This window comes from Nonomuraea sp. NPDC048901, assembly GCF_040649695.1.
Lineage (GTDB): Bacteria > Actinomycetota > Actinomycetes > Streptosporangiales > Streptosporangiaceae > Nonomuraea.
The window spans coordinates 679,039-701,179 of record NZ_JBEZFW010000004.1; the positions used below are offsets into that span (position 1 = coordinate 679,039).

The following is a 22,141-nucleotide window of genomic DNA, read 5'->3' on the forward strand; positions in this document are numbered from 1 at the left end:
ACCGATCGCAGCCTAGGGGAGACACGCCGGGACGGGAACTCAAGACGGCCGTGAGGCGTTGCAGGTTTAAACGGGCTTTGCCGGTCCGGAAGGCAGGCAGTACGCACGAAGGGACGAAACCAGGCACTATGGCGGTAGCGGTGGTCCCAATGAGAGGAGTTCTGGTGGACGAAAGTGACCACCAGGCCGATACTCCCGTGTCTGACTGGACGCCTCCCACCTGGGAGGAAGTGGTGCGGACTCATTCCGCACGTGTATACCGGCTGGCGTATCGCCTGACCGGCAATGTCCACGATGCCGAAGATCTCACCCAAGAGGTCTTCGTGCGGGTCTTCAGGTCCCTGTCGAGTTACACCCCCGGAACGTTCGAGGGCTGGCTGCACCGGATCACGACGAACCTGTTCCTCGACATGGCGCGGCGCAAGCAGCGCATCCGGTTCGAAGGACTCGCCGACGACGCGGCCGAACGGCTGCGCGGGCGCGAGCCCTCACCGGCGCAGGCGTTCGACGACGCGCACCTTGAGCCGGACATCCAGGCCGCGCTCGACGCGCTCGCACCGGAGTTCCGGGCCGCGATCGTGCTGTGTGACATCGAGGGTCTGTCGTACGAGGAGATCGCGGCCACGCTCGGCGTCAAGCTGGGTACGGTCCGAAGCCGTATTCACCGTGGCCGGGCGCAGTTGCGGGAGGCGCTCGATCACCGGGCCCCCCGTAATTCCCAACTCCCCCCGCCATCATTCCCGTCGGGAACCCGTGGGGAGGAAGTCTGATATGTCGCATCTTGGAGAACGCGTTTCCGCGCTCGTGGACGGTGAGTTGAATCACACCGAACGCGACCGCGCTCTAGCCCATCTGACCTTCTGTGGCGACTGCAGGCGGGAGGTCGAGTCGATGCGGGCGCTGAAGTCGCGCCTGCGCTCGCTCGACGGCCCGGTGATGCCGGCCGATCTCACCATGTCGTTGCTGCGGATGTCCGAGCCCGGTGGCCCGTTGCCCCCCAGGGAGCGGCCTTTCCCTACCCGGACGTTCGGCGGAGTGCCCATCCCTGGGCCGCACAGCATCGCTCCGCTGGACAACCGCCCGCGCAGGGACGCGACTGGTGGCGGTTCGGGCCCTGGTCGCGGGGGTAGGCGGCGCGGCGCGTACGTGGCGGTCGGCGTGGTCTCCGCGGCCGTCGCGCTCGGCACCTTCTTCGCCGTCTCGGGGGTCGGTCAGAGCGCCCAGGCGCCGCCGGTCGAGCTGTTCGAGCAGGCGCGGCACACGCCCACTTCGTCGCCGACCACTACTCTGCCCACCGCCACGCCCTGATCTCACGCCCACTCTCAGGAATGCCTGGGATACTCGAGTGGCGTAGTCGACGGCGTCAGGGGCATACGATTTGAGTTCGGGAATCTGTCAGGTGTCCACATATGTTGGCTCATTGCCTGACAATTGCTTTACGACTCTCGTATGCCGTTCACGCCAGGATTGCGGTGTCCGAGGCAAGGAGTGGTGAGATCTAGATGACCGACGAGACGCGCCCACCAGAAGGACGCATGCCGTCGGACTTCCCTGAGCCACAGGGGCGGCCGGAGTTCCTGCCGGCCGACGACCAGGCCGAACAGTCTGGATGGCGGTCCGAGACGGCCTCCTCCGAGAGCGGCCGGTGGGGTGACCCGTCAGGCCGCCCCGGAGACACCGCGTCCTATGGCAGCCCCTCCTACCCGCCTCCGGCCTCGTACGCGGCTCCGGCCTCGGGCCAGGGACCGGCTGAGGAGCCACCGCCGCCCAACAGCACCCGCACCTACGAGAGCCCGTTCTTCGGCAACTCGGCGGGCCCGCCGCCGTTCGGTGGCGGCGACAAGCGCCCGCCCCCGCCGCCCAACGCGCTCGGTATGGGCGCGGGCTGGGCGCCACCGCCCGGCGGCCTGACGTCGGCACCCGCTCCCAGGCGCGGCCCCGGCACGGGCGTCCTGATCGTCCTGGCGGTCGTCATCGCCCTGGTCGCCTCGGGGCTCGGCAGCGTCGGCACCTACCTGCTGACCAGGTCGGGCGGCAGCGGCACCAACCCTTCCTACAGCCTCGGCCCCATCCCGAGCGGCGCCACGAACCGGGCCCCCGACTCCGTCGCCGGAGTGGCCGCCCGCGCCCGGGCCAGCGTGGTCTCGCTGGAGGTCAACGCCAGCAGCGCCGAGGGCGTGTCGGGCTCCGGCTTCCTGATCAAGGACGGCTACGTGGTCACCAACAACCACGTGGTCGCCCCGGCCGCCAAGGGCGGCGACATCCAGATCATGTTCAACAACCGCAAGACCACGAAGGGCCGCATCGTCGGCCGTGACCCGGGCTCCGACCTGGCCGTGGTCAAGCCGGAGGAGACCTTCGGCACGCCCGAGATCACCCTCGGCAACTCCGAGGACGTGGTCGTGGGCGACCCGGTCATCGCGATCGGCTCCCCGCTCGGCCTCACCGGCACGGTGACGACCGGCATCGTCAGCTCCCTGAACCGCCCGGTCATCGCGGGCGACGAGAGCGGCACCAGCACCGAGGAGCCCGCCTACATCAGCGCGATCCAGACCGACGCCGCCATCAACCCCGGCAACTCGGGTGGCCCGCTGGTCAACGGCAAGGGCGAGGTCGTGGGCGTCAACTCCGCGATCGCCACGTTGAGCCGCTCCATGAGCAGCCAGGGCGGCAGCATCGGCCTCGGCTTCGCCATCCCGGTCAACCAGGCGCGCCGCGTCGCCGAGGAGATCATCACGACCGGCAAGGCCAAGCGCCCGAAGATCGGCATCGTCCTCGACAAGGACTACAAGGGCCAGGGCGTACGCATCGCCTCGGGCCCGACGGAGGGTCGGCAGCCGGTCGACGCGGGCGGCCCGGCCGCCAAGGCGGGCCTCAAGGCGGGCGATGTCATCATGGAGATCGACGGGCTGATGCTGCAGGACGGCAACGAACTGATCGCCCTGATCCGCAGCAAGTCTCCGGGCTCCAAGATCACCATCAAATACCAACGCGCCGGCCAAGACCGCACCGCCACCCTTACAGTTACTGCGGATGACACCCCGGCTCCGACGCCGTCCTGATCGTCCTGGTTCCTCCAGAATCGCCGTGTGGGTGCGCCTCTGCCAAAGGGGCGCTCCTCCGGTGGAGGTGGCCGGGCGCCGTGACGAGACGGTGAGACCGCCCGCGTGGTCTTGCTGAACCGAGACGGGGGCTGGCGACCTGGCCGGGGCGGTTTGGCCTTAGTCTTGAGGGGTCGGGTTGTCCCCGGTTTGGTTGGACTGCGGTAGGAGCAAACGGTGTTCGGACTCGGGTGGATGGAGATCTGCGCGCTGGTCGTCATCGCGCTGCTCGTCTTCGGTCCCGACAAGCTGCCTCAGGCGGCCTCGCAAGCCGGCAAGACGCTGCGCAACCTGCGCCGGATGGCCAACAGCGCACGCGACGACCTGCGGGCGGGCCTGGGCCCGGAGTTCTCCAACTTCGACCCCAGCGACCTCAACCCCAAAAACTTCGTCCGCAAGCACCTGCTGGAGGACGAGGACGATTGGGCCAACAAGCCCCAGCAGCTGGAGCCCGTCACCACCTCTTACGATCCTGAGCCGGTCGACGAGCTGGGCTACGGCGAACTGCCTCCCTACGACGCGGAAGCGACCTGAGCCTGGGTACGGCGCGGTCGTCTACGACCGGACCTAGACCGTGGTGCCGACTCCTGGGAGTGCCGGGTGAGTCAGTCGGGTCCGACGGCGCGGTTCAACAGGGCCATGAGCTGCCGCAGTTCGCTGTCGGTCAGCGCCGCCAGCGGGGTCTTCTCCAGCGCCGTCCGGACCAGTTCGTCGCGGACCTCGCGGCCCTTGGCGGTCAGGACCAGGACGCGAGAGCGGCGGTCGGCCGGGTCCACGGCGCGCTCCACCAGGCCCCGGTCGGTGAGCTGGTTGGTGATGAAGGTCAGGTTGGGGGCGTTGCAATAAAGGCGTTCGGCCATCACCTTCATCGAGGGTGGCGGCTCTTCCGGGTCGATGGCCCAAAGCGCGTGGAACGTCGCCGGTGTCAGTTGGTGCCCGGCCAGCGCGTGCCCGATCAGGTCGTTGGTCCGCATCCAGATCTCGTGGGTCGCGGCCACCACCGCGGTGAGCTCGGGCGTGGTCATATCGCCATCCTATAGACGTTTCGCGAATTGAAGGATCGTACTAGCGTCGATGCTTCGAGGCTTGAAGCAGCGGCGGTCTGGCGGGCGGCGGCGTCCCACCGGCCCCGTGTGCCCCTTCGGTCAGGCGTAGCACGACCGGCCCTGCGCCCCCAGCACCGGAGTGGGCGCCCGCACCCACGGAGCTACCGCAGTTCCGGCGTCATCGCATTCACCGCTTGAGCAATTGTCCTTGTCGTGCCGGACGATGAGCCCCCAGCCGGGCAGGGCCGCGGCCGGGAATCCTCACGTGGTCGCGGCCGTTGTCAGCGATGTGGGGCCGATCAGGTCCCGCCCGGACGAGACGCGCCGTACCCGGCCTGCAAAGACGACGCTCCTTGAAAGAAAGGGGCTGTCATGGCCTGGGTCATGATCATTGTCGCCGGTCTGTTCGAGGTCGCCATGGCCTATTCGCTCAAGCACAGCAATGGATTCTCCGTACTGCTGCCGAGCATCGGCTTCTTCGTCTTCGCCGTGCTCAGCTTCGGCCTACTGGCATTGGCGCTCAAGACCCTCGAGATCGGTACGGCTTACGCGGTCTGGACAGGCATCGGTGCCGTCGGCACGGCCGCTCTCGGCATGATCGTGCTGGGAGAAAACGTGTCCCTCCTCAAGATCGTCTCGATCGCGCTGATCCTTCTCGGTGTTGTCGGTCTCAACCTGGCGGGTGGCGGCCACTGACGCCTTGGCACCAGGTGCCGGTCCGAGGCCCCCGGGGGCGTCGTCGCGGGTGCACACGCCCGTGGAGCTGCGCGGGCGTGCGGTAATGATCCTTTCTAGTTCGCCGGTCCGCTCGCTAGGTATTTCTTCTCTACTCTGTGCTACTGTGTAGTGGTACTCGGTACTACAAAGTACTAGGGGAAATCGAAGAGGAACCACGATGGACGACCTGACGGAGATGCTGAAGGGCACGCTTGAGGGCTGCGTGCTTGAAATCATCGGCAGCGAGGAGACCTACGGGTACGCCATCACGCGTCGGCTGAACGAACTCGGCTTCGCCGACGTCGTCGAGGGGACCGTTTACACCATCCTGTTGCGGCTGGAGAAGAACAAGCTCGTCCAGGTGACGAAACGACCGTCCGGGCTGGGCCCGCCGCGCAAGTTCTATGCGCTCAACGACGCGGGGCGCGAAGAGCTCGCGAGGTTCTGGGCGAAATGGGAGTACGTCACATCACGGATCGACAAGCTCAAGGAGGGCGGGAGATGAACTTCTGGGAGGCCATGACAGGCAGCGATCTCACCAGGGACTGGAAGGCGTTCGAAGCCCGGGCCGCGACATTGCCGGCCGAATACCGGGCGGCGTGGGAAGAGATCAAGGGTCATCTTTTTCCCTACGGGGACTTCTCAGGTCGCAACCTGATGCCGATCCTCGACAGCGCCCTGGGGCTGCTCGAAGAGACAGCGGCCGATGAGCAGAGCATTCACGAGGTGCTGGGTGACGACATCGCGGGCTTCTGCGCGGCGCTGGTCGGCGGAGAAGGGGCTCGGGGCTATCGCGACCGGTGGCGCGAGCAGTTGAACAGGAACGTCGCAAGGAAACTGGGCCGGCTGGGAGGCTGACGTGGGCATCCAAGACATCATCGAGGGCAAGAAGCAGTGGCGGGCGCACATGGCGCGGGTCAAGGCGCTCCCGCCGGACTACCGGATCGTCTACAAGGAGATTCAGAAGTACCTCTTCAAGGTCGGACCGATCGACTTGTTTGACGGGTCCCTGCTCTCAGGGATCCTCGATTTCTTCGAGGAGGGCGTCGCGGCCAACAGGGGAATCCTGGAACTCATCGGCAACGACGTCGCTGCCTTCTGCGACGACCTGATCAAGGACTCGCGCACCTACGCGGACATCTATCAGGAGTCCATCAGCGGGGAATCCGGGACGGCCGAGAAGTAACACCCGTCGACCGGTGCCAGGCGGAGTTCTTCGGGCCTCTGGCCATCGACAGCCCGCTTGCCGCCGCGCGCGCCGAGTCGCGCCGCTTGTCTCCCGCCGAAGCCGGCGTCGCGGTCGCCCGCGGCGCTCGGCTGGTGGACACCCGCCCGCGCGTCCAGCGGGCGGCCGACGGTGAGATCCCGGGCCCGGGAGGGCTCTGTGGACGCCCAATCGCCCCTAGGGAGGCGTACCAGGCCGCGGCGGATCGGGCCTGCCGCGGTGTTGTGTCAGCGTCCGTGTCAGCACGGCAACGGGCTGGTATCAGCGCATTCGGCGATGGTGGACGCCATGAACAGTTCAGCGAACGCACTCGTGATCGCGGGCGCTTCCGCCTCGTCCGCGACGATCGAACTCTCCAGTGAGCCGGCGGAGCCCGTCTTCGCCTAAGGGATGACGGACTCGCTCACGAACAGCGATCAGGCCGCCCGCACCCACACGCACAATCCTCCGCTATTCGGTGTTGTTAAGTACTAGTAGTCAGTGCTACTTTGTACTGGTAGCCAGCAACGCTAAGTAGCAGCCCGGGGGATCTACGAGCGGAACCGCTTCGCCACTGCCATCGAGCGCGCCGCCGGCGAGAACACCACGACAAAGGACAGGACAGACTGATGACGACACAGCAAGCTGCGGCGATCCAGGTGCAGGGCCTGGAGAAGGCGTACAAGGAACTGCGGGTGCTGCGCGGCGTGGACTTCGACGTGGCGCGGGGCAGCATCTTCGCCCTGCTCGGCTCCAACGGGGCCGGCAAGACCACGGTCGTGAAGATCCTGTCCACGCTGCTCAAGGCCGACGCGGGGACGGCACGGGTGAACGGCTTCGACGTCGCCACCCAGGCCGCGGACGTACGCGAATCGATCAGCTTGACCGGGCAGTTCGCCGCCGTCGACGAGATCCTCAGCGGGCGGGAGAACCTCGTGCTGGTCGCCCGGCTGCGGCATCTCAAGAAGCCCGGCGAGATCGCCGACGACCTGCTCGCCCGCTTCTCGCTCACCGACGCGGGCGGACGCAAGGTCGCGACGTACTCCGGCGGCATGCGCCGGCGCCTGGACATCGCGATGAGCCTCATCGGGAACCCGCCGGTCATCTTCCTCGACGAGCCGACCACCGGCCTCGACCCCCAGGCCCGCATCGAGGTCTGGCAGGCCGTCAAGGAGCTCGCCGACCGCGGCACAACGGTGCTGCTCACCACGCAGTACCTGGACGAGGCCGAACAGCTCGCCGACCGGATCGCGATCCTCCACGAAGGCCGGATCATCGTCAACGGCACCCTGGACGAGCTCAAGCAACTGCTCCCACCCGCCAAGGTCGAATACGTCGAAAAGCAGCCGACCCTCGAGGACGTCTTCCTCACCCTCGTCGGCACGAAGGCATAAGGAACAAAAATGAGCAAGCATTTCTTCACCGACACCACCGTCCTGCTGGGACGATCCCTGCGCCACATCACGCGCAGCCCGGACACCATCATCACGACCGCGATCATGCCGATCGCCATGATGCTGATGTTCGTGTACGTGTTCGGCGGCGCGATCAGAACAGGGTCGGATTCGTACGTGAATTACATGCTGCCCGGCATCCTGCTCATCACGGTCGCCTCGGGCATCGCCTACACCGCATACCGGCTGTTCATGGACATGAAGGGCGGCATCTTCGAGCGCTTCCAGTCCATGCCGACCGCGCGCTCGTCGGTGCTGTGGGCGCACGTGCTGACCTCGCTGGTCGCCAATCTGATCTCGCTCGTGGTCGTGACGCTCGTCGCCCTGCTCATGGGCTTCCGCTCGGGGGCGGGAGTGCTGGCGTGGTTGTCGGTGGCGGGCGTCCTGATCCTGTTCACCCTGGCGTTGACCTGGATCGCCGTCATCCCCGGCCTGTCAGCCAAGACCATGGAAGGCGCCAGCGCCTTCTCCTACCCGCTCATCTTCCTGCCGTTCCTCAGCTCGGCATTCGTGCCCACCGACACCATGCCCGGCCCGCTGCGCGTCTTCGCCGAGAACCAGCCGGTGACCTCCATCGTCAACGCCATCCGCGCCCTGTTCGCCCAGCAGCCGGTCGGCACCGACATCTGGATCGCCCTCGGCTGGTGCGTCGGCATCCTCGTCGTCGCCTACGCCTTCGCCATGAACACCTACCGCCGCAAGATCTCCTAGGCCACGTGCGGCAGCCGCTGCTCCTCTCGGAAGCCAGTTGGCGGGAGTCCACGCGGGCGGTCTCACCGTCTCGTCACGGCGGTCGGCCACCTCCACCGGAGGAGCGTCTCCCTGGACAGAGGCCGGCCCCGTGTGGCGGTTGGGGCCCACCGTGCTTGCCGTAAAAGAGCTGTAAAAGCGGAAGTCAGCCGTTGAGTGCGGCGGAGAGGGTTACCACCGCGCTGACCAGGAGGGCCGCCAGCACCACCTTGCGGAAGCGCTCCGGATCGATGCGGCGGAAGACCGCGTTTCCGGCGAACCACCCCAGCTGCACGATCGGCAGGCCCACCACGCCGATCCAGATCGACTGGGTGTTCACCTCGCCGGCCACGGCGAATCCGACCAGACTGAGCACGCTGGTGCCGGCGAACACCACCGAGAGGGTGGCGCGGAACTTCGTGGGGTCGTAGCCCATACCCTGGAAGGCGGCGACCATCGGCGGCCCATTGGTGCCGGTCGAGGTGGAGAGCGCGCCGGAGATGAAGCCGACTCCCACCAGTACGGGAACATTCCCCGGCACCTTCACCCGCCGCCACACCATCACCGTGCAGCCCAGGACTCCGACTCCGATGAGGGCCGTGAGCACTCGCTCCGACGTCACTCCATACACCCAGAGGCCGAGCGGCATGCCGAGCACAATGCCGGCCATGGCGATCATGGCCACCTTCCACTCGGCGTGGTGACGCTGACGCACGGCGATCGTGACGGTCATGGCCAGGGCGGACATCGTCGTGGCGACCACCGCTGTATGAGGGTCGACCGTGAGGGCCAGTAGGGGAGTGGCGACGAGGGCGTACCCGAATCCGGTCACCGCGTGCACTGTTGAAGCGATCAGGATAATCACGGCGGCAGCTAGCAGCGTGGACACCTGCCACACTTTGCCATGATCTACTGAAATGAACCAGTATTCTCGGAAAATTTGCCTCTGGCGGTTGATGTTGCGATATATGGAGACTGTCCGGGATGGGGTAGTTACACGTTGGTAAATGGTTGGCCCTTGTACTTCGTCACTTGTCAATAGGAGCGAATGAAATGGGTGGTCAGGAGCCTGCGAGCTACATTGTCAGCCCGGCACTCGATGGTGGCCAGGCCGTCATCTTCGTTCCCGGTCTGGGCGGCCGGACGAAGTTCGTGGAGCGGTGGAACGAGCCGGGCCGGGAACCTGTCGTCCGCCGGGCCACCTGGAGCGAGCCGATGAATGTGCCCTCCGTTGACGAGCGCGGCGCGGCGCTCGCGACCCTCATCGCGGACTCTGGCGTCACGGATGTCGTGCTCGTGGGCCACAGCATGGGCGCTCTGGTCTGCCTGGAGGCGGCCAAGCACCTGGAGCGACAGCTTCGCGGCGTCGTCGTCATGTGCCAGTACCCGCCGCATCGCACGCCTGTCTCGCCTTTGGCGGAGCTGCCGGACCGGGCATTGGCCGAGGAGTTGGAGGCGCCGTCACACATCATGGAAACGGCGGCTCTCCCCGAGTACGCACGTCTCTGGCGGTCTGAATATCAGCTGCTCAATCGCTATCTTGAGACAGATTCGCGCCCGATGCTCAACGCGCCGATAATCGCGGTCGGTGCCAAGGATGATGCGAGCTCCTGGAACACCGAGTGCCTCAATGACTGGAGCCAGTACACGACGGAATGGCTGTCGGTCCACATGATCGACGGCGGCCATCAGATCGTCGAGCAATTGCCTCCCGAGACTCTTCACGAATGGGTCAGGAAGGTTCGTGGCTGAACGCCGCTATGACGTCAGCCGGTGCAGTTCGGCGGCCAGCTCGGCCACTGTCGGGTGGTCGAAGATCACCGCGATGCCGACGTCCACGCTGAACGCCCTGCGGATCTCCTCGACCAGACCCACCGCGGCGAAGGAGTCGCCGCCCAGCTCGAAGAAGTCCTCGTCGGGGCGGACCGACTCCACACCGAATTCGGCGCACCACATCTCCGTCAGCCGAGCCTCGAGCGACACCTCGTCCGATGGCGCTCCATCCGAGACCCGCTCGGGCGCACGTGCCATGGCCGTCGGTTGTTCGGCGGCGTCTGGCATGTCCTCGGGGGAGTTCTTCAGGACCGAGTCTTCCCCCGACATGGTGATCGCCACTTGCCTGTGGCTGGGCCGACCCAGGAGGCGCAGCAGCATGCCGACCCCGGTCGCGGGCGTGATCCCGTCGTCGGGCGACGACGGGGCATCGGCGCCTCGCTCTTCACGAGAAGTCTCGGAGGCGACCATGGATTCGTCGACGCGGCGCATCGTGAAGCCCCTGACCTCGACGGCGACGTCACCGCCGGCCGTCAGTACGTCGATGTCCGCCACGATCGTGTCCGAACCGCTCGGGCGTCGGCGGATATGGCTGTAGGCGAGCCCCGGTATCGGCCGGTGCACCACGATCGACTGGTACGCGAAGGGCGCGTGCGGAGGCTCAAGGTCAGGATCCCGCGCCAGCGACACCGCCGCGTCCAGAAGGGTGGGATGCAGCGCGTGCTCGTCGAGCTCATGGCCGAACGCCTCGGGAAAGGTGAGTACGGCGAGCTTCGTGCTGATGTCCTCTCCCGAGGTCCAGATCTCCTCTCCCGGCCATCGCGGCCCGATGGTGAACAGCCGGTTCTCAGCGTCGTTCACGGGTATCCGCCGCTCGGGCAGCGACGCGCGCAGCCCGTCCAGGTCCACCGTGTCCGCCCCGGCGTCCACCAGCAGGATCTCCCCCGTCGTGTGGACGCGGTAGCCGTCAAGGGAGTCGGGGGAGAGCGGCGCGGTGCGAACGGTGAATCGCCAGAGGTCCTCGTGCGGTTCGAAGCCGACCTCGAGTGACACGGGCTCCGGGGTGGTGATCGGCTTCCGGAAGACCATGTGGCGCAGCTGCGCGGGCCGCCCGTTCGGGCGATCGATCGCCTCGTGGAAGGCGCGCAGGACGAAGTCGACCTGGGCCGTGCCCGGCAGTACCGGTACGCCGTCCATACGGTGTTCGTCCAGGATCGGATAGTTCTCGGCCGACAGCGGGGTCGACCACCAGCGCACATCCGATGGCGCGTCTTGCGGTGGCCGCCCTTGACGGGCAGCCATACCGACCTCGGCCCACGAGGGCCAGTTGATGGTCATCGAGGCGCAGCCTGCCAAGGGCTGCCGGCGTACCACCGCATCGAGGAAGGCGTTCGCCGCGGCGTAGTCGGCGCCGCCGACCAAGCCCCTGAGCGCCGCGCGGCTGGAGAAGGCCACGAAGAAGTCGAGGTCCGCCCGGCCTTGCAGCACCTCGACCAGCGCCAACGTACCGTGGACCTTTGGCGCGAGCGTTCGCGACACCTGCTCCCGCGTCCGGAACTGGAGCATGCCCCCTCCCGCCACGCCGGCCAGATGGAAGACGCCGTTGATCCCCCCGAAGGAGTCCGACGCCTGGTCGATCACCCGCCGCAGCGCGTCCACGTCGGTCACGTCGCATGCCTCGACGCGGCACTCGGCGCCGAGAGCCCGGATCTCGGCGAGCTCGGCGTCGTGTCCGTCTGTCACATGGCGGCCCAGCAGCAGCAACCGTGGTTGCAGACCGGTGTCCGCCAGGCCACGCGCCACGGCCAGACCGAGGCCGCCCAGCCCGCCGGTGATGACGTAGGCACCCCTGTGACGCAGGTCGACAGGGCCCGCACCGTCAGGGACGAACTCCCGCTCACCGGGCACCCAACGGCGATCCCCCCGCAGGGCGACGATCTCGGATCGCTTCCGGCCGCACAGCTCCGCGACCAGCCGCTCGTCGGTCACGCCGCCCTGGATGTCGATGAGCTTGCACATGGCGCGGGGGTTCTCAAGGATGTAGCTCCGCAGAAGTCCGAGCAGCATGGCTCGCACCGGGTGCACGGTCTCGCCGCCCGTCACGTCCGCGGACAGCTCGGTGACGACCAGGACGTCGCGAGCGCGCTTGTCGGGCGCCCGTCGCGCCGCTTCCTGCAGCAGCTCGACGATCCGCTGGAAACCGGTGTCGAGCTGGGCGTCGATGTCGCTCAGGTCGGGTTCGGCCAGGCCGCCGCCGAGCTGCGTCGCGTCGATGATGAGCTCCGGGTATCGCTGCGAGTCTCTCAGCTCGTCCAGCAGCCGGACGACGTCCGCTTCGTGGCGGGGACGGATCACGAACTCCGAGCCCCGAGCTCCCGAATAGGAGGCACCGTGCCGTACCAGCAACGCGTCATCCCACCCAGCCTTGCCGAGCAGGGCGACCAGCTCGGCGGCTCGTCGCGCGTCGTCGGGCAGGAATACCAGTGGCCGGTCCCAGACGTCGGTGTGCCCGGCCGACTCGGCCTCCACCCACGTGGGCAGACGGAACACCGCACGGCCCGCTGGTTCCCGCGCCTCGTGGACGGGCGCGGGGCCGCTCGGAGACTCGATCCAGTACCGCTCGCGCTGGTACGGGTAGCCCGGCAGAGGTACGCGTTCACCCGTCGCGGCCAGCGCCGACCAGTCCACATCAGCGCCCAGGGTCCACAGCCGGGCCAGCGCGTGAAGGAACGAGGCGCGTTCGGTGGCACCCTTGGACGGCCCGCTCGGGAGCGTCGGCACCGTCAAATGCCGCTTGGCGCGTACCTGAGGATGTGAGCGCGCCAGGGTGGTGAGCGTCCGCCCGGGGCCCACCTCCACCAGCACCCGGTCACCGTCGGACAACACGGCCTCAAGCGCCTGCTTGAACAGGGCGGGTTGGGTGAGCTGCCGGCTCCAGAAGTCCACGCCGCTCACCAGGCCGCCTGTGGACGCGGAGTAGAGCTTCCACCGAGGACGACGTAACTCGATACCGTCGAAGGCCGGACGCGCGCCTCCGGGTGACTCGCCCAACGCTCGGGCTCGGGCGCTCACCAGCCGTACCGCTTCCGGGAGGGTGAACACCTCGGCGAGCGTCGCGGCCGCGAACTCCCCGATGCCGTGGCCGAGCAGCGCGTCCGGCTCGATGCCCAGCGCCAGCCACAGCCGTCCCAGCGCGTACTCGACGCTGAAGAGCGACGGCTCTTCCGGCGCCCGCTCCCAGACCTGCCGCTGGGGCAGGCCGCAGGCATCGAAGAGAGCGAAGCACTCGTCGAGTGCCTCACTGAACGCTGGTTCGGTGCGATAGAGCTCCGCCGCCATGTGGGCGTGCTGCGCCCCTTCGCCCGGGAACAGGAACACGGTGCTTCGGTCTGCCTGCTCCTCCGGGGTGACGATTCGCCGCCCGTGGTCACGCACGGCATTGGCCGCGTCGGACATGCTCTCGACCACCACAGCGCCTCGCACCGGGTGCGGCGTGCGCCCCTGCCGCAGCGTGAACGAGACGCTGGAGAGCGGGTCCGCGCTCTCCTTGAAAGATTGGGCAAGCTGCTCCGGGTACGCCTCGGCCGCGGACGGCGTCCGTCCCGACCACACGATCAGCTGCGTGGGCTCCGGAGCCGGGTCGACCGTACGGGTCGGCGCCTCTTCGAGGATCGCGTGCGCGTTCGTGCCACCGATGCCGAACGAGCTGACCCCCGCCAGGCGTCGCCGGCCGGCCGATCGAGGCCAGGGCCGCAGCGTGTCGTTGACGAAGAACGGTGAGTTCCCGAGCTCGAGGAACGGGTTCACCTCCGCGAAGTTGACGCTCGCGGGGATCTGCTCATGATCGAGCGACAGCGCCGCCTTGATCAGCGACGTGATCCCTGACGCGTGACCCAGGTGGCCCACATTTCCCTTGATCGATCCGATGGGACACCGCCCGGGCGCGAGTCCCGACGTCGCCCGAGCGCTGAACGCCTTTCTCAGCGCCGCGATCTCGATGGCATCACCCAGCCGAGTCGCGGTGGCGTGTGCCTCCACGTACCCGATGTCCTCGGGACCCACGCCGGCGAGCTCCATGGCTCTCAGCACGACCTCCGCCTGCCGATCGGCACTGGGCGCGGTGAAGCCGACCTTGTTCGCGCCGTCGTTGTTGACGGCCACGGCCCGGATCACCGCGGTGATCCGATCGCCGTCGGCCATGGCGTCGGCGAGCCGCTTGAGCACCACGACGCCGACGCCGCTGCCGAAGATCGTGCCGGTGGCCGCCGCGTCGAAGGGACGACAGTGGCCGTCCCGGCTCAGCGGGCCGTCCTGGGCCCACCAGTAGCCGTGACCGACCGGGAACTCGACGTCGGCACCGCCGGCCAGAGCGACGTCGCACTCGTGGAGCCGGAGCGCGTTCACGGCGAGCTGTACGGCCACCAGGGAGCTCGAACACGCGGTCTGCACGGTCATGCTGGGGCCGTGCAAGTTCAGCTTGTACGAGACCAGCGTGGACGCGCTGTCGGGGTTGTTCCACATGCCGGCCGCCATGCCGGAGGCACTCCGGAGTGCCTCAAGGTTTCCGAGGACGCGGCCGACCCCGTAGCGGTTCGCGGCGACCGACGAGAACACGCCTGCCCTACCGAGCCTCAAGGCGTCATAACCGGCGTTCTCGACAGCGGCGTGCGAGGTCTCCAGGTACAGCCGGAGCTGCGGGTCGCACACCTCGGCCTCACGCCGGTTCAGGCCGAAGAACCCGGCGTCGAACAGGTCGATGCCCTCAGGCTCGGCCACCGCCCGCACGTATGCCTGGTCGTCCAGCGCGTCCCGCGAAACGCCGCTCGACCGGAGCTCGTCCTCGGACGGGAAGCGCACCGCCTCCTCGCCGGCCACGAGGTTCCGCCAGAGCCGCTGGGTGTCGACCGCTCCCGGGAAACGACCGGCCATCCCGATGATCGCGATCGGCTCAACGAGGTTGCCCATATCGTCCGTCCTCCGATTCGCTTGCTGCCGCTCCATACGAGGAGCGAGCCGTCGCGGGGTCAGGACACGTCGTCCAGGTTCTCCCGCAGGTAGTTGGCAAAGGCATTCAGGGTGGGATAGCGAAAGACCAGCAGGGGAGAGATCTCCGTTCCGAGCTGTACGGAGACCTCCGACACGAACCGCATGAGGGACATCGAGGTGAAGCCGGCCTCGAAGAAGCCGTCGTCAGGGTCGATCCGGCCGTCGCTCCGGCCTTGGCCGAGAGCGGACCGCGCGCTCTCGTGAAGCACCTCCCACAGCGTCGCCGCCCGGTCCTCAGCCTGCGCGGCGTCCACGACCGCCGGTTCGTCCGGCGATGAGTCACGCACCTCGATGCTCGAGGGCACGACCGCGGGGTCCAGGTGGTCGTGGAGCGCCGCACGAAGCTCGTCGCCGTCGATCGCCGTCGTGGAGCTCCGTACGACGGTCAGGCGTACGGATCCGACTCCGCTGCTGTCTTCGACGAACGTCGCCACCGCTTCGGCGACACCGGCGACCAGCGCGGCCGCGCCCTCGATCTCGTCCAGCTCCACCCGCGTGCCGTTGACCTGGACCTGCCGGTCCGCCCGCCGTAGGAAGCACATCGAGCCGTCCGGTAGCCGACGGACGATGTCGCCGGTGTCGTACCAGCGGCCGTTAGGGCCGGTAGTCAGCAGCGGGGTCCCGTCCGTGTAGCCGAGTGCGCAGGCGGCGGCTTCCACGTGCAGTCGGCCTTCCGTACTCTCACCGTCGGACGCGTCGATGGGAACGATCTTGACCACGGCATGGTCGAGCGCGCGTCCGATGGGAACCGGGTCCTCGCTCGCCACCCCCTTACCGGGCGGCACCTGGTGCACGCACACGACCTGCGGCGTCTCCGACGCGCCGTAGCAGTTGGCGATGGTGGCCTGTGGGGCGAACCGTGCCGTCGACCGCAGCGCCGCTGCCGTGAGCCGGGCCCCCACCGAGCAGACCAGCCGCAGGCTGTCGACGGGAAGCCGCGACGAGCCCGCCATGAGCTGGAGGAGGACCGGCGAGCCCTGGAGCACGGTGATGGAATGCTTCGAGAGCCAGGCCGCCAGCAGCCGGGGATCCGCGGCCGTGCGACTGTCGGGAATGAACAACGTCGCACCGGTGAGCCAGGGTGCGATGAGCTCCCGCAGGCTCGGATCGTGGCCGGGTCTGCTGAGAAAGGCGATCCGATCGGATTCGTCCATGGGCAGTTCCTTGAAGAACGCCACACTGGCGGCCTCGAAGGCCGCTCGTCCGACGATAATGCCCTTGGGCCTGCCCGTCGTGCCGGACGTGAAGAGGATATGACTGACTCCTCCCACGTCCTCTTCGGTCTCTTCGTCCTCTCTGTCGAAACCATCGAGGCGCGCCGGTGACGGGACACCGTCGTCCAGGAGTTCCAGGCCAGCCGGGGCGGACGACGGTCCGAAGGTCGCCACGGCGTCAGTGGCCGTCAATGCTCCACGCACCCGCTCGGCACCCCAGTCTCCCAGGATCGCCGGGACGGCTCCCGCGCTCCAGAGCCCCACGATCCGCGCGATGAACTCCGGGCTCCGGTCCGCCGGTACGCCCACCACGCGGCCCTTCAGATGGTGACCCCGTACGACGCCGCTGATGTCCTCGCTGAGCGCGGCGACGTCGCCGAAGGTGATGCCACGATCCTCGTGAACCAGGGCGACCCTGCTCAGGTCACGAGGCACCCGTCCGAGAAGCCCCGGCGGGACAGCGCTGGTGGCGGTGTTGGTCGCGGTGTTGGATGTGGTGCTGGTCGTCGTTCTGGTCGTGTCACGGACGGGGCCGGCCGGCTCGTCCACTCGGCTCACGCTAACCTCCCTCGCGGGCATGACGTCCAGCCCGTCGGATCGATGTTGCGTTCACAGCAGCTCATCCCACGCCGAGTGAAAGTACCTGGGGTGAGCGCTGCGTAGTTCGCGCCAGTGCCGCCTGCGGTTCTCCGCCGGCGTGGTGTCGATCTGGCCGTCGGTGCCACCTCCGGTCGCCGCCCACGCCAGGTGCATCAGCGGGAGCACGGCCGAACCACGCCGGGCCTTGCCCAGCTCCGCCCCGGCGCCGGTGACGACTCTCGACAGCCCCATCGAATAGGCGTACTTGATGGGTTCGTAGACCGCCGCGTTGAAGTACACGAACGGGTCCGGCGCCGCACCGTCATCGTCGTTGTCGAGACGCCCGAAGTCGGTCACGTACAGCCGGTCATGCCAGCGGCACATGACTCCAGTACCGACGAGACGACCCCGCACACGGCACAGCACGGCCATCGACGAGGCGTCTCCCAGCGCGGACGAGTACGCGGACAGGCGTCGCGTGACCGCCTCCACGCTGTACGCCATCCCGTACTTGGCCCGCACGTTCACGATCATCGGCGCGATGGTCGTGATGGCTTCACGGAGAGGTACGGTCTCGGTCGCACAGTCCTTGGCGAAGAGCCCGACCTCCCTGCGGACGCTGGTGCGGGTGTTCCGTGGCAGCGTCGCCAGGTAATCCTCGAAGTCCCCGCCGGGGAGCTCCAGCTCAGTCTGTGCGACGCTCGCCAATCGGTGATGGTCTCCGTCGCCGACGACCGGAGCGAGGTTTCTCCACGCGGCGGAGTCGAGGAACAAGAAGAAGGTGTACGGAAGCCCGCGCTCGACCGCGACGGCGCGGGCGGCATCCCGAAGTGCGTGCAGGACCATTGTCCTGGTCGAAGTCGGCAGGGTGCGGTCCACGATGAGCCGCGTACTGAATCCCGCGCAGGAACCGGCCAGCAATCCCAGCCGGCCGTCGAGCGAACTCGCGGCGTGCAGCAGGTCTTGGAAGTGGAGCTCCGGCCAGTACAGGTAGTCACCACGACTGGGGAGCGAGTCATAGAGGGGAAGGGCACCGACGATTCGCGGGTGCCCAGATTGTCGGGCGATCAGGTACATGATGGGCCCGTCACCGGATCGCTCAAGAGCCGTCAGCCACGCACGACTCTGGAACATGTCCCGCGGGTCCGCGACGTCATCCCACACACACCCGGCGACGTCGTTCAACGAGGGCACGCGCTCGACCGTCACGAGCCCGGCCGCTTCTGGCGACATTTCCGGAATTTCCTGATGTTTCATCGAAACCCGGCAGTCATACCGTCACCTGGCCCCGTGATGGAGCCATTCGCGCAGGTCTGGCTCCGCGAGCTCGGCTATCCGACGGTCGTAGTGTGCTCGATCCTCATCGGTGAGGAACTGCTGCCATTGGCCCGACTTACCACTGCGGAAAAAGCGTTTGTGATCGCGGATGTAGCCCAACTGCTCGTCGGGTGCGAGTTCATCGGCGCGATTGCGCATCTGCTGGAACGTGGCGGCCTCGACCAGTTCCGGCCACTTGCTCTCGTCGATCTCGATGCCGAGCCGTTCGGCGAGCCGTCGCATCTGGCCGGCGAGATCATTGGAGAGGTCGGCGTAGTGCAGCAGAATGACATTCGGCTCCGCGCGGCGAACCCATGCGCGGCTCTGCGTCCAGATCAGCGCACGCAGCGAGTCGAGATTGTCGTACGGCGAGTCGTCGTTGTCCACCCAGCGTAATAAGTACTCCCGTTCGTCGAGGAAGTCCCTCTCGTCATGATCGTCGACCTGAACGTCAGTCGCCGCGTTTCCGGGGTGGGCGGCCTGATGGATCAAGCGACGAATCACGTCACGCTTGAGATTCTTGCCGTGGCTACGCAGGGAGATGGCCACATCGCGCGGGTCTCGCCCCACCGTGATGTAGGTGACCTGCGGGTCGACCGGGATGCCGTCGAGCGGAATGTGGGTTTTGATGAAACGGCGGTGTTGCTGCGCGGCGAGGTTGTCCCAAACCTCCTGTTTCGGACGTACGAGCATGTCGATCCACGGTGAGAGGCTCGACAGTGGAGCGGGTAGCTGCGGCGTCTGGAAAATCAGGAGCGCGCAGATCGTCTGGGTCCAGGTGGTGCCGCATTTGGCCGGCGAATTAATGACAATATCGCCGGGCCGGAATTCGAACGCGTCCCACCGGGAGCTGTCTTCCATCGGTGTGAGGTAACGGACTGGATGCGTCGTCATCAACGTGAGTTTAATCACATTATGCGAGTTAAGGAAGGTATGTGATTGCCTGTGTGCATTCAGTGATAATAATGCGCAAATTGATGACATTTCCGATCTGGCTGCAGGGGAATTCCAGCAACAACAAATCCCCTGGTAAGACCTGTGCTATTTATCTGACGGCTCACCCGCTGCGCAGGGAATAGGCGGTCACACTCTTAGGCAGGTCGGCGACGCGTGACAGGGCGCCGGTGCCGATGTTCCAGCCGAGCAGCCTGTCCCCGCTCTCGACGATCACCGTGTCCTGGCCGATCCAGCCGCGCACGGGGCACCCGCCCTTCCCGCAACTCCTGCCGGCAGAATCACCCCAGGGCAGGAGCAGCGTCCTGACCACCCGTCCCGTGGCGATGTCGGCCACGACGGCCACATCGGCTTCCTCCGCCCGGTCGTGGTCGGCGAACGCGGACCTGGCGACGAGGCCGCCGCGCTGCCATCCGTGGTTGCCCAGGACGCCCACGGGCATGCTGCCCTTGTCGGTGATGTCCCGGACGTTCAGCGCCACCTCCGACCCGCCCTCCTGGATGACCGTCCAGCCGCCTTTGGCGGGCGAGACGATCCTGAGGTCGCGGTAGCCCGCGACACCCGTGAATCCCTTGTACGGCTGCCGCCGCGCCTTCCCCGTGGCCAGGTCGAGCAGGTAGTTCGCCTTCTCCTGCTCGACGAGGAGTTGCTCGCCGCGCCAGAGCACCATCTCGTTGAACCCCGGCACCGGGTAGCGCCTGGCCTGGCCGATCACGAGGTCGACGACGACCACCTCGTCCTTCTGCGGGAAGGCGGCCATCGTCCCGTCGGGGGCGAGCGAGTTGGGCTTCAGCGGCGTCCCGCCGTTGCCGGCCGAGTCCACGGAATCGCCCAGCTTCACATCGAGAGGGATCCGCCCGCCGGATTTCATGATGTAGATCCGCCCGTCGCCGAACTCGGCCAGCGCCAGGACGGGCCCGGAAACGGTGGTCACGACGGGGATGTCGGCCCACCTCTCCGGCAGCGCGGTCGCCAGCGTGGGCAGCCCCGCCTCATCGCTGGGCGGCGGAGCCGTGTCCATGGGGGGAGTCGGCGGGATCGTGGGCGTGGGTGTGGGCGTGACGCTGGGATACACGGTGACGCCGCGCTCGACCGGCTCCGGAGACACGACGATCCCCACCACGACGAGCACAGTGACCGTCGCGGCCGCCGCGAGCACCGTCCACCGGCGGCGAGTACGGCTCCGCGTGCCCTGCCGCCACAGCTCGCCCGCGCGGGACGACCCCTCAGGCAGAGTCTCGGCCAGGTCATTGAACAGCTCCCGCAGCCCCTGGTCGGTCATATCAACACCTCTTCCAGCTCGGGAGCGACCTCGCGTAACCGCTTCAGGGCCGCGTGCGTCTGGCTCTTGACCGTCCCGGACGAGACCCGGAGGATCGCCGCGACCTCCCCGACCGGCAGGTCCTCGTAGAAGCGCAGCACCAGCACCGCCCGCTGTTTCACCGGCAGCCTGGCCAGCGCGCGGGCGAACACCACCTTCAGGTCCGACGCTTCCGAGGTGTCGTGATCCGCCTGCTCGGGCGGCTCTCCGTAGGCGAATTCCCGTCGCCGCCGCCACGTGGACGCCACGTCCCTGTACAGGGTGGTACGCACGTAATTGACCGGGTCGGTATGTACTTTCGACCAGCGGCGCGCCAGCTTGATCAGGGCATCCTGGAGTACGTCCTCGGCCAGATGCCTGTCACCGCTGATGAGGATGGCGGCACGCAGCAGCCGCGGGTGCCAGGCGGCGACGAAGGCCTCGAACGCCTCGGAATCCGTCATATAGACAAGACGCCCGAGAGGGGATGAACGGTTGGGGCTTCTACGAAATCAGCAGTTGCCGAAGGGGCCCGCTCTGAGGAGCGGGCCCCTATGGACGTTGGACGTCAGCGGTTGGGGGACAGGCCCAGCTGGAGGCCCTTCAGGCTGCTGGAACGCTTGCTCAGCCCGGCGGCGATCGTGCGGAGCTCGGCCGCGGCCGGAGAATCGGGGTCCGTCAGGACCAGCGGCTTGCCCTCGTCCCCGCCCTCGCGGAGGCGCAGGTCGATGGGCACCTGGCCCAGAAGAGGCACCCGAGTCCCCAGCGTCCGGGTCAGAGCGTCGGCCACCGTCTGGCCGCCACCCTCGCCGAAGACCGAGATGCGCTCGTCGCAGTGCGGACACGGCAGCCAGGCCATGTTCTCGATGACGCCGGCGATCTGCTGGTGCGTCTGCGCGGCGATCGAGCCCGCCCGCTCGGCCACCTCGGCGGCGGCCATCTGCGGGGTGGTGACCACGAGGAGTTCGGCCGACGGCAGCCGCTGTGCCACCGAGATGGCGATGTCACCGGTGCCCGGCGGCAGGTCGAGCAGCAGGACGTCGAGGTCGCCCCAGTAGACGTCGGCGAGGAACTGGTGGAGCGCGCGGTCGAGCATCGGCCCGCGCCAGACCACCGCGCTGTTGCCCTCCGGCTTGAACATGCCCACTGAGATGACCTTGATGTCATGCGCCACCGGCGGCATGATCATGTCTTCGACCTTGGTGGGGCGCTCCGAGGCGCCGAGCATGCGCGGGACGCTGTGGCCGTAGATGTCGGCGTCGACGATGCCGACCTTGAGCCCGTTGGCGGCCATGGAAGCGGCCAGGTTGACGGTGACGGACGACTTGCCGACCCCGCCCTTGCCGCTGGCCACCGCGAAGACACGGGTCAGCGAGCCCGGCTGGTTGAAGGGGATCTCCTTCTCGGGGCCTCGATCGCCGCGCAAGGTGGTCTGGAGCTTCTTGCGCTGCTCGGTGCTCATCACGTCGAGCTCGATCTCGACGCCCGTGACACCCTCGAGTTTGGTCACCGAAGTGGCGACGTCGCGACGGATCGTGTCCTTCATCGGACATCCGGCCACGGTGAGGTAGACACCCACGCGAACGACACCGTCGGCACCGATGTCGATGCTCTTGACCATACCGAGATCGGTGATCGGGCGACGGATCTCGGGGTCGATGACGGTGGCTAGAGCGGCCGTCACCTGTTCCTGTGTTGGTGCCATCT

General features: G+C 67.4%; 20 protein-coding genes and 1 riboswitch. Of the genes, 11 read left to right on the plus strand and 9 right to left on the minus strand.

Going from position 1 to position 22,141, the window contains the following annotated elements:
- Positions 1-128: 128 nt before the first annotated feature.
- The 4 genes from sigE (at position 129) to AB0C30_RS17015 (ending at position 3,635) form a co-directional block, all read left to right on the plus strand.
- Positions 129-770 carry an RNA polymerase sigma factor SigE gene (gene sigE, locus AB0C30_RS17000; protein WP_214639755.1) on the plus strand — a complete coding sequence of 214 codons (642 nt, stop codon included), beginning with the start codon at positions 129-131 and terminating at the stop codon, positions 768-770.
- Between the two features lies 1 nt (position 771).
- A complete protein-coding gene (locus AB0C30_RS17005; protein WP_357651909.1) occupies positions 772-1,308 on the plus strand; it encodes a zf-HC2 domain-containing protein in 537 nt (178 codons plus the stop codon).
- Between the two features lie 194 nt (positions 1,309-1,502).
- On the plus strand, positions 1,503-3,062 hold the full coding sequence (locus AB0C30_RS17010) for a trypsin-like peptidase domain-containing protein (RefSeq protein ID WP_357944252.1): 1,560 nt from the start codon (positions 1,503-1,505) through the stop codon (positions 3,060-3,062).
- A gap of 216 nt (positions 3,063-3,278) precedes the next feature.
- Positions 3,279-3,635 carry a sec-independent translocase gene (locus tag AB0C30_RS17015; protein WP_357944255.1) on the plus strand — a complete coding sequence of 119 codons (357 nt, stop codon included), beginning with the start codon at positions 3,279-3,281 and terminating at the stop codon, positions 3,633-3,635.
- 71 nt (positions 3,636-3,706) lie between these two features.
- Here the strand turns inward: AB0C30_RS17015 and AB0C30_RS17020 are convergent, their stop codons facing one another.
- Positions 3,707-4,126, minus strand: a complete 420-nt coding sequence (locus AB0C30_RS17020; protein WP_357944258.1) for a MarR family winged helix-turn-helix transcriptional regulator — start codon at positions 4,124-4,126, stop codon at positions 3,707-3,709.
- A gap of 308 nt (positions 4,127-4,434) precedes the next feature.
- Positions 4,435-4,500, plus strand: a riboswitch (guanidine-III (ykkC-III) riboswitch).
- Between the two features lie 19 nt (positions 4,501-4,519).
- On the opposite strand from AB0C30_RS17020, the gene AB0C30_RS17025 reads away from it, so the two are divergent.
- The 6 genes from AB0C30_RS17025 to AB0C30_RS17050 all read left to right on the plus strand — a co-directional run bounded on the left by AB0C30_RS17025 (position 4,520) and on the right by AB0C30_RS17050 (position 8,233).
- The gene (locus AB0C30_RS17025; RefSeq protein WP_357944260.1) at positions 4,520-4,843 is read left to right on the plus strand and encodes a multidrug efflux SMR transporter; all 324 of its coding nucleotides are present in this window, start codon (positions 4,520-4,522) and stop codon (positions 4,841-4,843) included.
- A 199-nt stretch (positions 4,844-5,042) separates the two neighbouring features.
- Positions 5,043-5,369, plus strand: coding sequence for a PadR family transcriptional regulator (locus AB0C30_RS17030; RefSeq protein ID WP_357944262.1), 327 nt, complete (start codon positions 5,043-5,045; stop codon positions 5,367-5,369).
- Positions 5,366-5,722, plus strand: a complete 357-nt coding sequence (locus AB0C30_RS17035; RefSeq protein WP_357944264.1) for a DUF1048 domain-containing protein — start codon at positions 5,366-5,368, stop codon at positions 5,720-5,722. The genes AB0C30_RS17030 and AB0C30_RS17035 overlap by 4 nt, the downstream gene beginning before the upstream one ends.
- A gap of 1 nt (position 5,723) precedes the next feature.
- Positions 5,724-6,050, plus strand: coding sequence for a DUF1048 domain-containing protein (locus AB0C30_RS17040; RefSeq protein WP_357944267.1), 327 nt, complete (start codon positions 5,724-5,726; stop codon positions 6,048-6,050).
- Between the two features lie 647 nt (positions 6,051-6,697).
- A complete protein-coding gene (locus AB0C30_RS17045) occupies positions 6,698-7,462 on the plus strand; it encodes an ATP-binding cassette domain-containing protein (protein WP_357944269.1) in 765 nt (254 codons plus the stop codon).
- Between the two features lie 9 nt (positions 7,463-7,471).
- Positions 7,472-8,233, plus strand: a complete 762-nt coding sequence (locus AB0C30_RS17050; RefSeq protein ID WP_357944271.1) for an ABC transporter permease — start codon at positions 7,472-7,474, stop codon at positions 8,231-8,233.
- Between the two features lie 184 nt (positions 8,234-8,417).
- On the opposite strand, the gene AB0C30_RS17055 is transcribed toward AB0C30_RS17050, so the two are convergent.
- The gene (locus AB0C30_RS17055) at positions 8,418-9,149 is read right to left on the minus strand and encodes a sulfite exporter TauE/SafE family protein (protein WP_357944273.1); all 732 of its coding nucleotides are present in this window, start codon (positions 9,147-9,149) and stop codon (positions 8,418-8,420) included.
- 155 nt (positions 9,150-9,304) lie between these two features.
- Here AB0C30_RS17055 and AB0C30_RS17060 point away from each other — a divergent pair, with 155 nt between their 5' ends.
- Positions 9,305-10,003, plus strand: coding sequence for an alpha/beta fold hydrolase (locus AB0C30_RS17060; protein WP_357944275.1), 699 nt, complete (start codon positions 9,305-9,307; stop codon positions 10,001-10,003).
- A 6-nt stretch (positions 10,004-10,009) separates the two neighbouring features.
- Here the strand turns inward: AB0C30_RS17060 and AB0C30_RS17065 are convergent, their stop codons facing one another.
- From AB0C30_RS17065 to AB0C30_RS17095, 7 genes are all read right to left on the minus strand, one after another.
- On the minus strand, positions 10,010-14,989 hold the full coding sequence (locus AB0C30_RS17065; protein WP_357944278.1) for an SDR family NAD(P)-dependent oxidoreductase: 4,980 nt from the start codon (positions 14,987-14,989) through the stop codon (positions 10,010-10,012).
- A gap of 59 nt (positions 14,990-15,048) precedes the next feature.
- On the minus strand, positions 15,049-16,842 hold the full coding sequence (locus AB0C30_RS17070; RefSeq protein ID WP_357944280.1) for an AMP-binding protein: 1,794 nt from the start codon (positions 16,840-16,842) through the stop codon (positions 15,049-15,051).
- A 51-nt stretch (positions 16,843-16,893) separates the two neighbouring features.
- The gene (locus AB0C30_RS17075) at positions 16,894-18,096 is read right to left on the minus strand and encodes a peptidogalycan biosysnthesis protein (protein ID WP_357944282.1); all 1,203 of its coding nucleotides are present in this window, start codon (positions 18,094-18,096) and stop codon (positions 16,894-16,896) included.
- Between the two features lie 45 nt (positions 18,097-18,141).
- On the minus strand, positions 18,142-19,074 hold the full coding sequence (locus AB0C30_RS17080) for a sulfotransferase domain-containing protein (RefSeq protein ID WP_357944285.1): 933 nt from the start codon (positions 19,072-19,074) through the stop codon (positions 18,142-18,144).
- Between the two features lie 163 nt (positions 19,075-19,237).
- Complete coding sequence (locus AB0C30_RS17085) at positions 19,238-20,416, minus strand: hypothetical protein (protein WP_357944287.1); 1,179 nt, start codon at positions 20,414-20,416, stop codon at positions 19,238-19,240.
- The gene (locus tag AB0C30_RS17090; protein WP_357944289.1) at positions 20,413-20,898 is read right to left on the minus strand and encodes a SigE family RNA polymerase sigma factor; all 486 of its coding nucleotides are present in this window, start codon (positions 20,896-20,898) and stop codon (positions 20,413-20,415) included. Before AB0C30_RS17090 ends, AB0C30_RS17085 begins: the two co-directional genes overlap by 4 nt.
- A gap of 104 nt (positions 20,899-21,002) precedes the next feature.
- Positions 21,003-22,139: an Mrp/NBP35 family ATP-binding protein gene (locus AB0C30_RS17095; protein WP_357944292.1), complete on the minus strand. Its 1,137-nt coding sequence runs from the start codon at positions 22,137-22,139 to the stop codon at positions 21,003-21,005.
- Positions 22,140-22,141 lie beyond the last annotated feature (2 nt).

What these genes read in the sequence shown, in the direction of transcription:
- sigE (WP_214639755.1), top strand. Translation starts at nt 129, where the DNA reads ATGGCGGTAGCGGTGGTCCCAATGAGAGGAGTTCTGGTGGACGAAAGT.
- AB0C30_RS17005 (WP_357651909.1), top strand. Translation starts at nt 772, where the DNA reads ATGTCGCATCTTGGAGAACGCGTTTCCGCGCTCGTGGACGGTGAGTTG.
- AB0C30_RS17010 (WP_357944252.1), top strand. Translation starts at nt 1,503, where the DNA reads ATGACCGACGAGACGCGCCCACCAGAAGGACGCATGCCGTCGGACTTC.
- AB0C30_RS17020 (WP_357944258.1), bottom strand. Translation starts at nt 4,126, where the DNA reads ATGACCACGCCCGAGCTCACCGCGGTGGTGGCCGCGACCCACGAGATC.
- AB0C30_RS17025 (WP_357944260.1), top strand. Translation starts at nt 4,520, where the DNA reads ATGGCCTGGGTCATGATCATTGTCGCCGGTCTGTTCGAGGTCGCCATG.
- AB0C30_RS17030 (WP_357944262.1), top strand. Translation starts at nt 5,043, where the DNA reads ATGGACGACCTGACGGAGATGCTGAAGGGCACGCTTGAGGGCTGCGTG.
- AB0C30_RS17035 (WP_357944264.1), top strand. Translation starts at nt 5,366, where the DNA reads ATGAACTTCTGGGAGGCCATGACAGGCAGCGATCTCACCAGGGACTGG.
- AB0C30_RS17045 (WP_357944269.1), top strand. Translation starts at nt 6,698, where the DNA reads ATGACGACACAGCAAGCTGCGGCGATCCAGGTGCAGGGCCTGGAGAAG.
- AB0C30_RS17050 (WP_357944271.1), top strand. Translation starts at nt 7,472, where the DNA reads ATGAGCAAGCATTTCTTCACCGACACCACCGTCCTGCTGGGACGATCC.
- AB0C30_RS17060 (WP_357944275.1), top strand. Translation starts at nt 9,305, where the DNA reads ATGGGTGGTCAGGAGCCTGCGAGCTACATTGTCAGCCCGGCACTCGAT.
- AB0C30_RS17065 (WP_357944278.1), bottom strand. Translation starts at nt 14,989, where the DNA reads ATGGGCAACCTCGTTGAGCCGATCGCGATCATCGGGATGGCCGGTCGT.
- AB0C30_RS17075 (WP_357944282.1), bottom strand. Translation starts at nt 18,096, where the DNA reads ATGTCGCCAGAAGCGGCCGGGCTCGTGACGGTCGAGCGCGTGCCCTCG.
- AB0C30_RS17080 (WP_357944285.1), bottom strand. Translation starts at nt 19,074, where the DNA reads ATGACGACGCATCCAGTCCGTTACCTCACACCGATGGAAGACAGCTCC.
- AB0C30_RS17085 (WP_357944287.1), bottom strand. Translation starts at nt 20,416, where the DNA reads ATGACCGACCAGGGGCTGCGGGAGCTGTTCAATGACCTGGCCGAGACT.
- AB0C30_RS17090 (WP_357944289.1), bottom strand. Translation starts at nt 20,898, where the DNA reads ATGACGGATTCCGAGGCGTTCGAGGCCTTCGTCGCCGCCTGGCACCCG.
- AB0C30_RS17095 (WP_357944292.1), bottom strand. Translation starts at nt 22,139, where the DNA reads ATGGCACCAACACAGGAACAGGTGACGGCCGCTCTAGCCACCGTCATC.